General features: G+C 65.7%; 14 protein-coding genes, 1 tRNA gene and 1 pseudogene. 11 read left to right on the forward strand and 5 right to left on the reverse strand.

The window, feature by feature from the left end; genetic code table 11:
• Positions 1–53 precede the first annotated feature (53 nt).
• Entirely contained in the window at positions 54–413 is a 360-nt protein-coding gene (locus BST15_RS16630) for an FmdB family zinc ribbon protein (protein WP_046190444.1), read from the reverse strand.
• A gap of 105 nt (positions 414–518) precedes the next feature.
• Entirely contained in the window at positions 519–1,115 is a 597-nt protein-coding gene (locus BST15_RS16635) for a 5-formyltetrahydrofolate cyclo-ligase (RefSeq protein WP_234708342.1), read from the reverse strand.
• 73 nt (positions 1,116–1,188) lie between these two features.
• On the opposite strand from BST15_RS16635, the gene BST15_RS16640 reads away from it, so the two are divergent.
• From BST15_RS16640 to BST15_RS16670, 7 genes are all read left to right on the forward strand, one after another.
• Complete coding sequence (locus tag BST15_RS16640) at positions 1,189–2,100, forward strand: UTP--glucose-1-phosphate uridylyltransferase (protein WP_046190445.1); 912 nt, start codon at positions 1,189–1,191, stop codon at positions 2,098–2,100.
• Between the two features lie 50 nt (positions 2,101–2,150).
• A complete protein-coding gene (gene glp / locus BST15_RS16645; RefSeq protein WP_046190446.1) occupies positions 2,151–3,413 on the forward strand; it encodes a molybdotransferase-like divisome protein Glp in 1,263 nt (420 codons plus the stop codon).
• Between the two features lie 10 nt (positions 3,414–3,423).
• On the forward strand, positions 3,424–4,086 hold the full coding sequence (locus tag BST15_RS16650; protein ID WP_046190456.1) for a GNAT family N-acetyltransferase: 663 nt from the start codon (positions 3,424–3,426) through the stop codon (positions 4,084–4,086).
• Between the two features lie 147 nt (positions 4,087–4,233).
• Complete coding sequence (sepX, locus tag BST15_RS16655; RefSeq protein ID WP_046190447.1) at positions 4,234–5,358, forward strand: divisome protein SepX/GlpR; 1,125 nt, start codon at positions 4,234–4,236, stop codon at positions 5,356–5,358.
• Positions 5,359–5,407: 49 nt separating this feature from the next.
• A tRNA-Ala gene (locus BST15_RS16660) sits at positions 5,408–5,480 on the forward strand.
• Between the two features lie 88 nt (positions 5,481–5,568).
• The gene (locus BST15_RS16665) at positions 5,569–6,678 is read left to right on the forward strand and encodes a tyrosine-type recombinase/integrase (RefSeq protein WP_046190448.1); all 1,110 of its coding nucleotides are present in this window, start codon (positions 5,569–5,571) and stop codon (positions 6,676–6,678) included.
• Positions 6,679–6,704: 26 nt separating this feature from the next.
• On the forward strand, positions 6,705–7,820 hold the full coding sequence (locus BST15_RS16670; RefSeq protein ID WP_198528325.1) for a DNA adenine methylase: 1,116 nt from the start codon (positions 6,705–6,707) through the stop codon (positions 7,818–7,820).
• Here the strand turns inward: BST15_RS16670 and BST15_RS16675 are convergent, their stop codons facing one another.
• Entirely contained in the window at positions 7,821–9,326 is a 1,506-nt protein-coding gene (locus BST15_RS16675; RefSeq protein ID WP_046190451.1) for a hypothetical protein, read from the reverse strand.
• Between the two features lie 114 nt (positions 9,327–9,440).
• On the opposite strand from BST15_RS16675, the pseudogene BST15_RS22810 reads away from it, so the two are divergent.
• A pseudogene (locus BST15_RS22810) lies at positions 9,441–9,629 on the forward strand (tyrosine-type recombinase/integrase); the annotation flags it as partial.
• Here the strand turns inward: BST15_RS22810 and BST15_RS21830 are convergent.
• Together BST15_RS21830 and BST15_RS16685 are read right to left on the reverse strand one after the other, a co-directional pair.
• A complete protein-coding gene (locus BST15_RS21830; protein ID WP_131701225.1) occupies positions 9,585–10,121 on the reverse strand; it encodes a hypothetical protein in 537 nt (178 codons plus the stop codon). The pseudogene BST15_RS22810 and the gene BST15_RS21830 overlap by 45 nt on opposite strands.
• A 9-nt stretch (positions 10,122–10,130) precedes the next feature.
• Positions 10,131–11,030, reverse strand: coding sequence for a helix-turn-helix domain-containing protein (locus tag BST15_RS16685; protein ID WP_131701226.1), 900 nt, complete (start codon positions 11,028–11,030; stop codon positions 10,131–10,133).
• Between the two features lie 191 nt (positions 11,031–11,221).
• Between BST15_RS16685 and BST15_RS16690 the strand changes: the two genes are divergently transcribed.
• Genes BST15_RS16690 through BST15_RS16700 form a run of 3 tightly spaced genes read left to right on the forward strand, consistent with a single transcriptional unit; the run spans position 11,222 to position 12,512 of the window.
• The gene (locus BST15_RS16690; RefSeq protein WP_046190452.1) at positions 11,222–11,458 is read left to right on the forward strand and encodes a helix-turn-helix domain-containing protein; all 237 of its coding nucleotides are present in this window, start codon (positions 11,222–11,224) and stop codon (positions 11,456–11,458) included.
• Positions 11,458–11,682: a hypothetical protein gene (locus BST15_RS16695; protein ID WP_046190453.1), complete on the forward strand. Its 225-nt coding sequence runs from the start codon at positions 11,458–11,460 to the stop codon at positions 11,680–11,682. Before BST15_RS16690 ends, BST15_RS16695 begins: the two co-directional genes overlap by 1 nt.
• Positions 11,679–12,512, forward strand: coding sequence for a Rha family transcriptional regulator (locus BST15_RS16700; protein WP_046190454.1), 834 nt, complete (start codon positions 11,679–11,681; stop codon positions 12,510–12,512). The genes BST15_RS16695 and BST15_RS16700 overlap by 4 nt, the downstream gene beginning before the upstream one ends.
• Positions 12,513–12,584: the final 72 nt, after the last annotated feature.

A 12,584-nucleotide genomic window follows, 5' to 3' on the forward strand; every position in this document is an offset into this window, starting at 1 on the left:
GCGGCCGTGCCGCCCCGATGCGTCGGTCCGGGCGGTGGCCTGTGGATAACGGGTCAGCTGGAGGTGGTGGCCGCGGCCGGGGTGGTGCTCGCCTTGGCGCCGTCGCTGGACTTGCTGCCGGCGTCGCCGGCCGACTTGGTGCTGCTGTCGCTCGACCCACTGCTGGAGTCGCTGGAGGTCGTCGAGGTGGTGGCGCTGCTACTGGTTCCCGAGCCGTTCGACGTCGACTTGCCCGCTTCCCGGCTGTCGTTGCGGTAGAAGCCGCTGCCCTTGAAGACCACGCCGACCTTGCCGAAGATCTTGCGCAGCCGACCGTTGCACTGCTCGCAGGTGGTCAGTGCGTCGTCGGTGAAGGCTTGGACCACGTCGAAGCGGTTGCTGCACTCGGTGCAGGCATAGCTGTAGGTGGGCACGTGAACCTCCGTGGATCGAACAATCGGATTAGCACTCTACCGTGCTAAGTGCCAGAACCACTATGTGGCCTTCCTCATTCCTGGCCGCGTTCCCGGCCAGGTCGCTCAGCCCAGGGGCACCAGGCCCAGGCCGGGGGTGAGGGCGTGCGTCATCGGCACATCGTGGGGCTGCGCGGGCACGGTGTCGAGCAGCTCGGCGTCGCGCACGACGGCGACCAGCGAGATCTGCGGCCTGCGAAAGGCCAGCGAACGGTCGTAGAAGCCGGCGCCGCGGCCCAGGCGCATCCCCCGGCGGTCGACGGCCACCGCCGGCACCACGATCACGTCCGCCTCGGCCAGCGTCTCCGGGGGCAGCCACGGCGCGGGTGGTTCACGCAGGCCGAACCGGGCGCTGGTGAGCGAATCGGGTTGATATCGGCCCCACCACAGGGCCAGCGGGGTGCCGTCATCCTGCGTGCGGACCACCGGCACCAGCACCCGTACGCCGCGACGTGCCAGCGCGGCCAGCATCGCGGGGGAGCCCGGCTCACTGCCCACCGGCACATACGCGCAGACCGTGTCGCCCTCGCCCGCCAGCGCCTCGAGATGTCCGGCCAGCGCCGCGGCCTCGGCGGCGCGCTCCTGCGGGGGCACCGCGCGGCGGTCGGCGAGCAGCCGCGCCCGCAGCGCGGATTTCGCCGCCACCACCGCGTCGTCGGTCACGGCAACCAGAGTGTCAGCTACGGCTCGCCCACCGCCAGCCGACGTCAAGTTGATTGCGGTTATCGTGTGAGCAATGCCCACGCCGAAGGTCTCCATTCCCCGCACCGCCATTGTGCCTGCGGCCGGTTTGGGGACCCGTTTTCTGCCCGCCACCAAGACGGTGCCCAAAGAGCTGCTGCCTGTCGTTGACACCCCCGGCATCGAGCTGGTGGCCGCCGAGGCGGCCGAGGCCGGCGCCGAGCGGCTGGTGATCGTCACCTCCGAAGGTAAGGACGGCGTGGTCGCGCACTTCGTCGAAGACCTGGTGCTGGAGGGCACGCTGGAGGCCCGCGGCAAGAAGGCGATGCTGGCCAAGGTGCGCCGGGCGCCCGAGTTGATCAAGGTCGAGTCGGTGGTGCAGGCCGAGCCGCTGGGTCTCGGCCATGCCATCAGCTGCGTGGAGCCCACCCTGTCCCCGGACGAAGATGCCGTCGCGGTGCTGTTGCCCGACGACCTGGTGCTGCCCACCGGCGTGCTGGAGACCATGTCCAAGGTCCGGGCCCGCCGCGGCGGCACCGTGCTGTGCGCCATCGAGGTCACCCCCGAGGAAGTCAGTGCCTACGGGGTGTTCGACGTCGAGGCGCTGCCGGATGCCGACAATCCGGACGTGATGCGGGTCAAGGGGATGGTCGAGAAGCCCAAGACCGACGCTGCGCCGTCGCTGTATGCCGCTGCGGGCCGCTATGTGCTGGACCGGGCGGTGTTCGACGCCCTGCGGCGCATCGACCGCGGCGCCGGTGGCGAGGTTCAGCTCACCGACGCGATCGCGCTGATGATCTCCGAGGGGCATCCGGTGCACGTGGTGGTGCACCGGGGCTCGCGACACGATCTGGGAAATCCGGGCGGCTACCTCAAAGCTGCGGTTGACTTTGCTCTGGACCGCGATGACTACGGCCCAGAACTGCGTCGGTGGTTGGTGGCGCGACTGGGCCTGGCGGAGAACTGAGCTGACGTCAGCCCGAATCGGACCGACGCTGAAACGGAGAAAGGCGCACCGTGCGTTCGGTTGAGGAGCAGCAGGCCCGGGTCGCGGCTGCCGCGGTGGCGCCCCGCCCGGTCCGGGTGGCGATCGCCGAGGCGCAGGGGTTGATGTGCGCCGAAGAGGTGGTCGCCGAACGGCCGATGCCCGCCTTCGACCAGGCCGCCATCGACGGCTACGCGGTGCGCAGCGTCGACGTCCTGGGCGCTGACGCGATCGGGGACAGTGCGGGCGGTCGCGACGACGCTGTCGTCACGTTGCCGGTCCTCGGTGTCATCGAGGCAGGTGCACGCACCCCCACCCGGTTGCAGCCGAAGCTGGCCACCCGAATTCAAACCGGTGCGCCCATGCCGACCCTGGCCGATGCGGTGCTGCCGCTGCGCTGGTCCGATGGGGGCACGTCCCGGGTGCGGGTGCTTCGCGGCGTGCGCCCGGGCGACTACGTGCGGCGCGTGGGCGACGACGTGCAGCCCGGTGATGTCGCGGTGCGCGCCGGCACGGTCGTGGGCGCCGCCCAGGTGGGTCTGTTGGCGGCCGTCGGGCGCGACCGTGTGCTGGTGCATCCGCGCCCGCGGCTGTCGGTGATGGCGGTGGGCGGCGAGCTGGTCGACGTCAATCGAAGCCCCGGCAACGGGCAGGTCTATGACGTCGACTCCTATGCGCTGGCGGCCGCCGGCCGGGACGCCGGTGCGGAGGTGAACCGCGTCGGCATCGTCAGCAATGACCCCAAGAAGCTGCGCGAGGTGGTCGAGGGCCAGCTCAATCGTTCCGAGGTGGTGGTGATCGCCGGTGGGGTCGGCGGTGCGGCGGCCGACGAGGTGCGTGCGGTGCTCTCGGACCTGGGGGACATGGAAGTCGCCCGGATCGCGATGCATCCCGGCTCGGTGCAGGGATTCGGTCAGCTCGGCCCCGAAGGGGTGCCGACTTTCCTGTTGCCCACCAACCCGGTCAGCGCGCTGGTGGTGTTCGAGGTGATGATTCGCCCGCTGATCCGGCTGTCGCTGGGCAAGCGTGAGCCGATGCGCCGGATGGTGCGGGCCCGCTCCCTGGGGCCGATCGCGTCGATGCCCGGGCGTAAGGGTTTCCTGCGGGGCCAGCTGATGCGTGACGAGGACAGCGGTGACTACCTGGTGCAGGTGCTCGGGGCCAATGGCGGCACCTCGTCGCACCTGTTGGCCACCCTGGCTGAGGCGAACTGCCTGGTGGTGGTGCCCGAGGAGGTCGAGCAGATCGAGGCCGGCGAGCTGGTGGATGTCGCTTTCCTGGCCCAGCGCGGCTGAGCCCGGTTCCATGTTGGTCAATGTGTGGCCGTTCAAGGGCGTGGAGCGCCCCGGCTGGCCGAGTGTGCTCGGGCCTCTGCGGGTGGCGGCCGGGGTGATCCGGTTGCGGCCGGTGCGCATGCGTGACGGGGTGGCGTGGAGCCGGATCCGGATGGCCGACCGCGGCTACCTGGAGCAGTGGGAGCCCAGTGTGGAGGTGGACTGGGTGACTCGGCACGGCAGCGCGTCCTGGCCGCCGTTGTGCTCCAGCCTGCGTACCGAGGCCCGCTACGGGCGGATGCTGCCGTATGTGATCGAGCTGGACGGCCGGTTCTGCGGCCAGCTGACGGTGGGCAACATCGCCCACGGTGCGCTGCGCTCGGCCTGGATCGGCTATTGGGTCTCCAGTGCGGTGGCTGGCGGGGGTGTGGCGACCGGGGCGGTGGCGCTCGGTCTGGACCACTGCTTCGGGCCGGTGGGGCTGCACCGGGTGGAGGCCACGGTGCGGCCCGAGAACGGGGCCAGCCGAGCGGTGTTGGAGAAGGTCGGCTTCCGCCAGGAAGGCCTGCTGAAGCGTTACCTGGACGTCGACGGGGCGTGGCGGGATCACCTGCTGGTGGCGATGACGGTTGAGGAGGTTGCCGGGTCGGTGACCTCGCGGCTGATCCAGTCCGGCCGGGCCGCCCGGATCTGACGTATTTTCGGGCAGTTTGTTACGCGTGTGATAGTTGTGACTTACGAGGTCAACGAGTAAATTACATCTGTGTAATTGGTTCGGCGCGTCGTCCGAGGCCGTGTCGCTTGCACACCTAGCCTTGGCTCGGAAAGGAGCAGGCCAACCATGCCCAGCATCCCCCAATCTTTGCTCTGGATCTCCCTGGTCGTCCTCTGGCTGTTCGTCCTGGTGCCGATGCTGGTCAGCAAGCGCGACGCAGTGCGTCGGACCAGCGACGTGGCGTTGGCGACCCGGGTGTTGACCAGTGGGTCCAGCGCCCGCCTGCTCAAGCGCGGCGGCCCGGCCGCCGGCCACCGCAGCGACCCCGACTGGCGGCACAGCGCCGATGACCTCGACGACATCGATGACGTCGACGAAGCCGAGGTCGAGGCTGAGTCGCGGGTGTTCGTCGCCGCCGCCGCGGTCTTTGTCGCCACCACCGAGACGCAGGTGGGCGAGCAGGCCGAGCTGGACTACCTGGACGTCGATGTCGTCGCCGACGACTCCGCCGAGCTGCCGCTGTCCGAAGCCGCCATGGCCGCCGAAGCGCAGGCCGCCGCTGAAGCCGAGGCAGCCGAGGCGCTCGCCGCGCAGGAAGCCGCCATGGCCTCCGAGGCCTTGGCCGCCAAGGCAGAACCCGAGCCGGCACCGGAGGAGGGCGCCGACGAGGAGCCGATGGCCGAAGCCGACGGCGAGACCGAGGCCGAGTCCGAGGCCGAGGCCGAGAGCTACGAGTACGAATACGTCGAAGACAGCTCCGGACTGGAGCCCGAGGCCGAGTCCAGCCGCGCCCGGGTCTCTGGCGTCTCGGCACGGGGCCGACGCCCGCGGGCCGACACCGCGGCAGTGGTCAGCGCACGCAAGTACGAGTTCCGCAAGCGGGTGCTGATGTCGCTGGCGGTGGTCCTGGTGCTCTCGACGCTCACCGCCTTCACCGTGGCTCCTTCCGCGTGGTGGATCTGTGCCGGCGCGGCCGGTGCGACGGTGCTCTACCTGGGCTACCTGCGGCGCCAGACCCGCATCGAGCAGCAGGTGCGGGCGCGCCGCGCCCGGCGGACCGAACGGCCGCGCATGCAACGGCCCAGCGCCCACCCGGACGCCTTCGAGGTGGTGCCCTCACGGCTGCGCCGTCCCGGTGTGGCGGTGCTGGAGATCGACGACGAGGACCCCGAGTTCGAACACCTGGAGTACACCTCGAGCGCCCGCCGCTACGGCTGGCGTGACAACCTGGCGCGCGCCGCCGGTCAGTAGGTCTCGGTTTCAGACCGCCGGCCGGGGGCTGGTAATCTCTTTCCGGTCAGGGGCTATAGCGCAGTTGGTAGCGCGTCTCGTTCGCATCGAGAAGGTCAGGGGTTCGATTCCCCTTAGCTCCACAGGAAAGGGCTGGTCACAGCCCTGAATTTACCACCAAAATCCGTATCAACGGTGCTATCAACGTGGGCGTCTGCTTAAGATTCCGGCATGGCGTCCATCCGCGAGGTTCCCCGCAAAGACGGAACCACCACCTACCAGGTGCTTTACCGCATCGAAGGGCGCCAATCATCGCTGCCCTGTGCTGACAAGAAATCGGCCGATGCCCTCGTTGAGCTCATCGGCAAGGTGGGTGTGCAACGTGCCTTGGAGATCGAGGGGATCAGCGCACACCGAACCCGCAGGGCTCCGAGCAGGAGTCTCACCGTCGAGACGTGGCTTAACAGGTACATCGACCACCTGACCGGCGTCGAGCAGTACACCATCGACAAGTACCGGGCCTACGTGCGCAACGACATCGCGCCCGTGCTCGGCCAACTACCCCTGACTGCGTTAACCGAGGAAGACATCAGCCTGTGGGTGCAAGGCATGGAATCCAGCACCACCAAGCGCGGCAGGCCGCCCACCCCGAAAACCATTGCGAACAAACACGGATTCCTCTCCGGCGCGCTGGCCGCCGCCGTGCCGCGCCATATCGGAGCCAACCCGGCCGCTGGCCGCAGGCTGCCACGCGGTGACGGCGACGACGACGAGATCCGCATGCTGACCCGCAAGGAGTTCAAGGTGCTGCGCCGCTCGCTACAGCCGCACTGGCATCCACTGCTGGACTTCCTGGTGTCCTCCGGCGCCCGGTGGGGCGAAGCGACCGCGCTCAAGCCAGCCGATGTCGACAGAAAGTCCGGGACCGTGAAGATCCGCAGGGCCTGGAAGCACTCGCCGACCAACGGCTACGAGATTGGCCCAACCAAGACCAAGCGGTCGAACCGGAAGATCAACGTTCCGGGCACCGTGCTGGACCAGCTCGACTACGGCGGTGAGTGGCTGTTCACCAACACCGTCGGCGGACCCATCCGCTACTACACCTTCAAGGCAAACGTCTGGAATCCCTCCGTCGCCAAGACGAAACTCGAACCGCGGCCAACCCCCCACGCCCTGCGCCACACCTGCGCATCGTGGATGCTCGCCGCCGGGATCCCCATCGCCGTCGTCTCCCGACACCTCGGGCATGAGAACATCGCCACCACTGTGGACATCTACGGGTCAGTCGACCGGTCCTCATTCAAAGCCGCCGCGCACGTGATGGGAAAGTTGCTGAAGTAGGGCCGTGTAACGGATACAATCGTTACGTGTCGGCGCTGCTTGAGTTATCGGACGCGGAGATCGCCGTGCGGATCGACGAGCTTCGGCGCGAACAACTCCGTCGTGCGGGTAGGACACAGGCTTGTCACAGTTGTGGCAGCTCGTTCGCCGCGCGCCGGGGGGCACATTACTGTTCAGGGGCATGCCGCGTGCAGGCTTTTCGGGCGCGCGCAAACGGGCAGGCCACCCGGCCGGATGGGAACACGCAAGTGGCGACAGGGGCTGTGCTCGAACCGCTGACCATCAAAGCGGAGGGGCGTAGCGCCGCCGCCAGTCCACTGCGCTATCCCGGCGGGAAGGCTGCTCTTGCGGGATTTTTCGCCGACATCATCACACGTCTCGGAATCCGTTCCCCGACATATGTCGAACCGTATGCTGGCGGTGCCGGGGCTGGGATAGTCCTGCTTCAACGTGACCTTGTGAAGAAACTCGTCATCAACGACGTCGACCCGGCCGTTTACTGCTTCTGGAAGTCCGTGACCGAGCAACCCAGCGAATTCGCAGACAAGGTTGTCGATGCATCACTGACTGTTGAGGAGTGGCGTCGCCAGCAGGCAATCTACCGCCAGGCCGATGAATCTGACCCGCTTGCACTGGGGTTCGCCTTCTTCTACCTCAACCGAACCAATCGATCCGGCATTCTCAACGCTGGTCCGATCGGTGGCGTTCGACAGACTGGAAACTACAAGATCGATGCGCGCTACAACCGAGATCAATTGGCAAAGCGAATCACTCGCATCGGCGCCATGTCGGACCGGATCACTGTGTCGAGCGTGGACGGAATGGCGGTAATTCGCCAACACCTACGCCGGAAGACATCCTTCATCTACATCGACCCGCCCTACGTCGACATGGGTGGCAGTCTCTACCTCAATGCCTTCACCCACCGAGACCACGCCGACCTGGGTCGTCTACTCGATGATGGTCGTGACGGAAACTGGGTGCTCACTTACGACCCAAGCGACTTTATCCGCCGCATCTATCGCAGCCATGACGTACGCGACTACCAGCTCAGCTACAGTGCGCACCGGGCAGGCAAGGCTCAGGAACTACTCATTCCGTCCCACACGGTGGCAAACGTGCTTGCCTCCAAACGAGACTGATCACTTCGCGATCTCGACCAAGATCGGTTTGATGCGTTCCCAGGCCTCGTGCACATCCTTGGTCGACGCAAACGCCTCCGGCTCGTGATTACTCGCGTTTAACGCGAAAGATGTTCCGGCATACTGATTCGCGGTCATGCTGCCTTTGCGCTTGATCACATTGATCAAGGCCGTCATGCGCTGATCAGATCTGAAGTCCTTGGCGAGCTCGTCGACGCAATAGCTGATCCCCTTCCCGGCCGGAAACGTCGTGCCCTTTCCGCTAAAGTAGACCTTGATCGCGCACTCCAGCACGGTGCGTGTCAGATCCATTGCCGCGTTGGGGAAGTCAAGGACATTCAGCTTTCGCAGTTCCTCCAGCCGACGTCGCAGCCCCGCGGAGCTGCCCTGGTAGTCGAAACCGGTGAAGTCCAGTCGCGACCGCGTATCTCCACGGTTCGGGCCGCGCGAACCTACTCCCGTCGGACTCGCATCATCCCCGCCAGGGCCGCCGTCTCCGGACGGGGCGCCCCCACCGCCACCGTCACCGGCGCCACCACTGGGCCTACCACCGTCACCGTCGGGTTCTGATCCATCATCGGAATTCTGATGGTCAGGCTGCTCGCCATCCGCGGCATCGCTGGAGTCGCCCGACGTGTCCCCGTCCACGATCCGCCGAAGTTGCTCCACGAGCGCCGCATGCTGCGCATCGCGTTCCTTGAGCTCCGGAGACCGCGTGTTCAACGTGCCGTCCTTGAATCGTCCAAGCAGGTACATCAGACCGCGGTGTTGACCAGAAGTCAGGCGGCGAGACTTCAGCAGCCCCTGGTCGTCGAACTCCAACCCCAGCAGTGCGCGGATCCGCGGCCGCTCATAGGCGTACTCCAGTGATGTCATCTTCAGCTGGCTCGACTTTACGAATCCTTCCAGATCCGAGTCGTCGTAGCGGACGCCTCGGATCAGCTCACGCATCTCACCCATGCGGATGAACGAAACGATCTTTCCCGCTTCGCGGGGATACCGCGCGCGCAGATCATCCACGGTCACAGTGTCGGACAGGCGTGCATGGTAGAAAATCGCCTGCTGCTCGCGAATCCACGATCGCTTCGGCTGACCTGTGTGCAGACGAGCCAGGACCGGCTGCGCGGCCTCGCGACTTGGCGCCACCATCACCCGCACAACCGTCGGCGTCGCCGTGCCCGGGTATCGAGTCAGATGCCGCTCCAACTGGGCTGCATGCCGGCCCAAGATCATGGGGTCGTGAATGGCCTTGAGCGCCGCGATACGCCGGTTCGCCTCCATCACGACGTAGCCGCCGTCCTCTTCCACGACGATCGGAATCTCGTTGTCGATATACCCGTCGCGCAGCAGGTCGCGGGCCAACCCGACGAGGTCCTCCGCCTCCGCCAGGTAGCTGGCTATGTCGGCTTCTTCGAGGTCACCGGATGTGAGGCGAACATTTCCGACGTCGAGCCTCAAGTCGTCCAGGCTTACCTCGATGATCGGCCATTGCGCTGCTGCGGTCATGCTCACATACCTTCCGCTCTCCGGGGACCTGGATCGTCTCGTTGGCGCTGGCCCAAGCGCCAATCCCACCGCGGCATACGGTCGCTGCAGGCACAGTCACTCCGGCGGCGGCGACCCGCGGCCAACCCCCACGCACTGCGCCACACCTGCGCATCATGGATGCTCGTCGCAGGCGTTCCCATCGCCGTCGTCTCCCGGCACCTCGGGCATGAGAACATCGCCACCACTGTGGACATCTACGGGTCAGTCGACCGGTCCTCATTCAAAGCCGCCGCAGACGTCATGGGAAAGTTGCTGACCTAAGGAAGAGCCCGCAGTTGCAGGTCGCTGGCGTCGGAATTTCCATTCGGAGTAGTGCGGCAGACCATCGGGGAGGCGTTGCCAACTATCCGCCATTTCGATGTGCGTGCTGTGCTTTGTGATGTCGCTCCAACTGCCGATCAGCACGCCGCTGGCTTGCTCGACTGTCGAGTGCCAGCGGTTATGGCCAACGTGGATAGCGGCGTCCCAGTGCTCGGCACCGACAAGGACGAAACGAACGACAGCGTGCATGACTCGGGTTCGGGGCGGTGGCGGCCGCCACTGGGTGACATACGCCAGATTGTTCGCCCGAGCAATGATATCTGCCCACCGTTCCACCTTGCCGATCGCGTTGTAGGCGAATTCGGTGATTGGTTCGCAGTCGTCGGTGCGGTAGTCGCTGGCTGTCGTGCGCCATACTCCCGGCCGGTGGGTTACGGCCACGAAATGGTAATGGGTGCCAGACCGAAAACGGAGGACGGTGTCTTCACGCATAGGAGCCCGCTAACTAGATGAACTCGATAGGGCCGAGATCACTCGACGGAGCTGATCCTCCGTCATCGCCGCCACCGTCGCACTGTCCAGATTCCGCAGATCGATGTCCAGCTCTCGCTCAACGTGCACGACATCTGCGGCGAACGACACCTGTCCGGGCATGCGTGATTTATCGATCAGGGCCTGGACGATGTCTTCAACACTGTCGGGAGGGGGATCCTCGTCTCTGTCGCGTCGTTGCAGCGCGTGTCCTTGGTCCTGCATAAGCTGATGGGACTGATAGGCCATTTCTTGGATGAGTTCTCTGGCTGTCGGCCCCACATTTAGGCGTAGAAGTGCGTCCGTGAGCGTGTCGGCAGCGGAAACCACGGCTCGCGCAGCCTTCACATCACGATCGGGATCACCCTCCGGTGAATCAGCGAGATCAGAGATCATCGCCCACGTCATCTTCGCGGCGGTCAAGAAATCCGGTACGTGATGGTCCTGGCTTTTCTCGGGTGTTTGGTTGCCGGCGGGTCGTCCGCCTGAAATCGTCAGCTCGGCGGGGCCGGGCCGGATAACAATGCCGCGCCGCCACGCTTCCCTCCCGATCGACGGATCGCCATCCGCTCCGAATTCTGCCCGCTGACAGTCTGACGGAATTCCCAGGCCGCTGATCGTCTGTGCGGACGGAGTGGACTCACCACCGGCCAGGAGGGAGTCGATGCTCCCCGGCTCCCATTGGAGTGCGCGTTCGATCTGTGCTTTGGCTCCTGGCGAGAAGTTGCTTCTGCGTCCATTCTCGACGTCGCCAAGCATCCGGGTGCTTAGGTTCGCGAGTTCAGCGAGCGCCTTGGTCGTTCGCATGCCCAACTCGGTGCGACGTGCCACAACTGCTCCGCCGAGCCGTTTCCGGTTATCGGATTCCATATCCGCAATCGTGCAGGAAACACTTGGAAACATCTAGTTGCCTCAAGTCGGCTACCGAGTCCAAAACCCGGAAACCCAAGCCTGTAATTCCGGCCGCGTGTTTCCGCTCTGAGCTGCGGAGATAGCATCGATCGGCATTGGTTTCCTGACTGTGCTTGACACCGTTCCGTTTCGTTCCTACTCTAATCGGCATGGAGCAGAACGACGATCCGGTTCGGGTTGGGGCGACCGTGAAGGCTTTGCGCGAGGCGTACGGGTGGAAACTCGGCAAGTTCGCTGTAGCGGTCGGTACCACCCACCCGCACCTGTCGAACATCGAGGCTGGACGGAAGCGGTGCACGCCCGGGATGGCGCGCAAGATCGCTGACACCCTGGGCGTCCCGCTCGCTGCGATCGTCACCGGGCGTGCCGTCGAAGAGGTTGCCTGATGTCCGCCGGGATTGTCAGCACGCTGCGTCTCACCGACACCGACCGGCGTGAACTGCTGAACATCCTGCTACTGGCCCGCCATGACGGTGACCCGGATGCGGGCCGTCTGGTCGACCTGGTCGATGCGGCGTACAGCGCTGCGCTCGCCGCGGATCGGACGTTCAGCGCGGCGAACGACTTTGTGCCTGAGGTCGCCGAGGCTCTGGACGGGTGCGCGCTGTGAGCGCCGACCTGGTTTTCGCGGGCACCGACGGGGAGCCGTTCACCACGTCCCTGGTGATCGCGGCCGAGACCGGCAACGAGCACCGCGCGGTGCTCCAGCTGATTCGTGCCTACGAGGCCGACTTCGCCGAGTTCGGCCCTTCCGCATTTGAAATGCGGAAGGGCCGGGCGCTCCCGCAAGGCGGGTTTGCGAAGGCGACGGAGTACGCACTGCTCACCGAGGATCAGGCCACACTCCTGATGACGTACCTCCGCAACAGTGAGGTCGTCCGGGCGTTCAAGAAGCGTCTCGTCCACGCATTCCGGGAGATGCGCCGGCGGCTCGCCGAGGTTCGCCCCCTGACTGGACTGGAGTACGCCCGGAAGCTGGTCGACGCCGAGGAGCGCGCTGAAGCCGAACGCGCCCGCGCTGACAAGGCGGAGCAACGCGTCGAGATTGAGCAGCGTCACCGCCAGGCCATCGAAGGTGGAGACGGTATCGACCCGACGACGTTCGGGAAGAAGTACTTCTCCGATGTCCCGGCCCGCAAGTTCGATGAGCACCTCTACAAGTACGGCTATCTGATCAACCAGCGCAACACGCGAGTCGGCGCCGACGGCACGGTCCGTGACGGCTTCGACCATCGCAAGCCAACTGCCAAGGGCCGCAGGTATTTCTACCCGCATGACGGTGGTACCCACGGAGGTCGCCGCAGGTTCACTGCGCGGGTACGCCCTCAGATGGAGATCGCGTTGCGCGACGCCTTAGCCGCCGAAGGCCTGCCAGTCAATGAGCACTCGACCGGGCTAGTGCTCCTTACAAGTGACGAGTTGAAAGAGCTTGGATCATGACCGATTTCATGCGCACCTGGCAGGTCCCCGATAGTCGGACCACTTTGTTCTAGAGCCGTATGTGATTGATTG

Source organism: Mycolicibacter arupensis (assembly GCF_002086515.1).
Taxonomy (GTDB): Bacteria; Actinomycetota; Actinomycetes; order Mycobacteriales; family Mycobacteriaceae; genus Mycobacterium; species Mycobacterium arupense.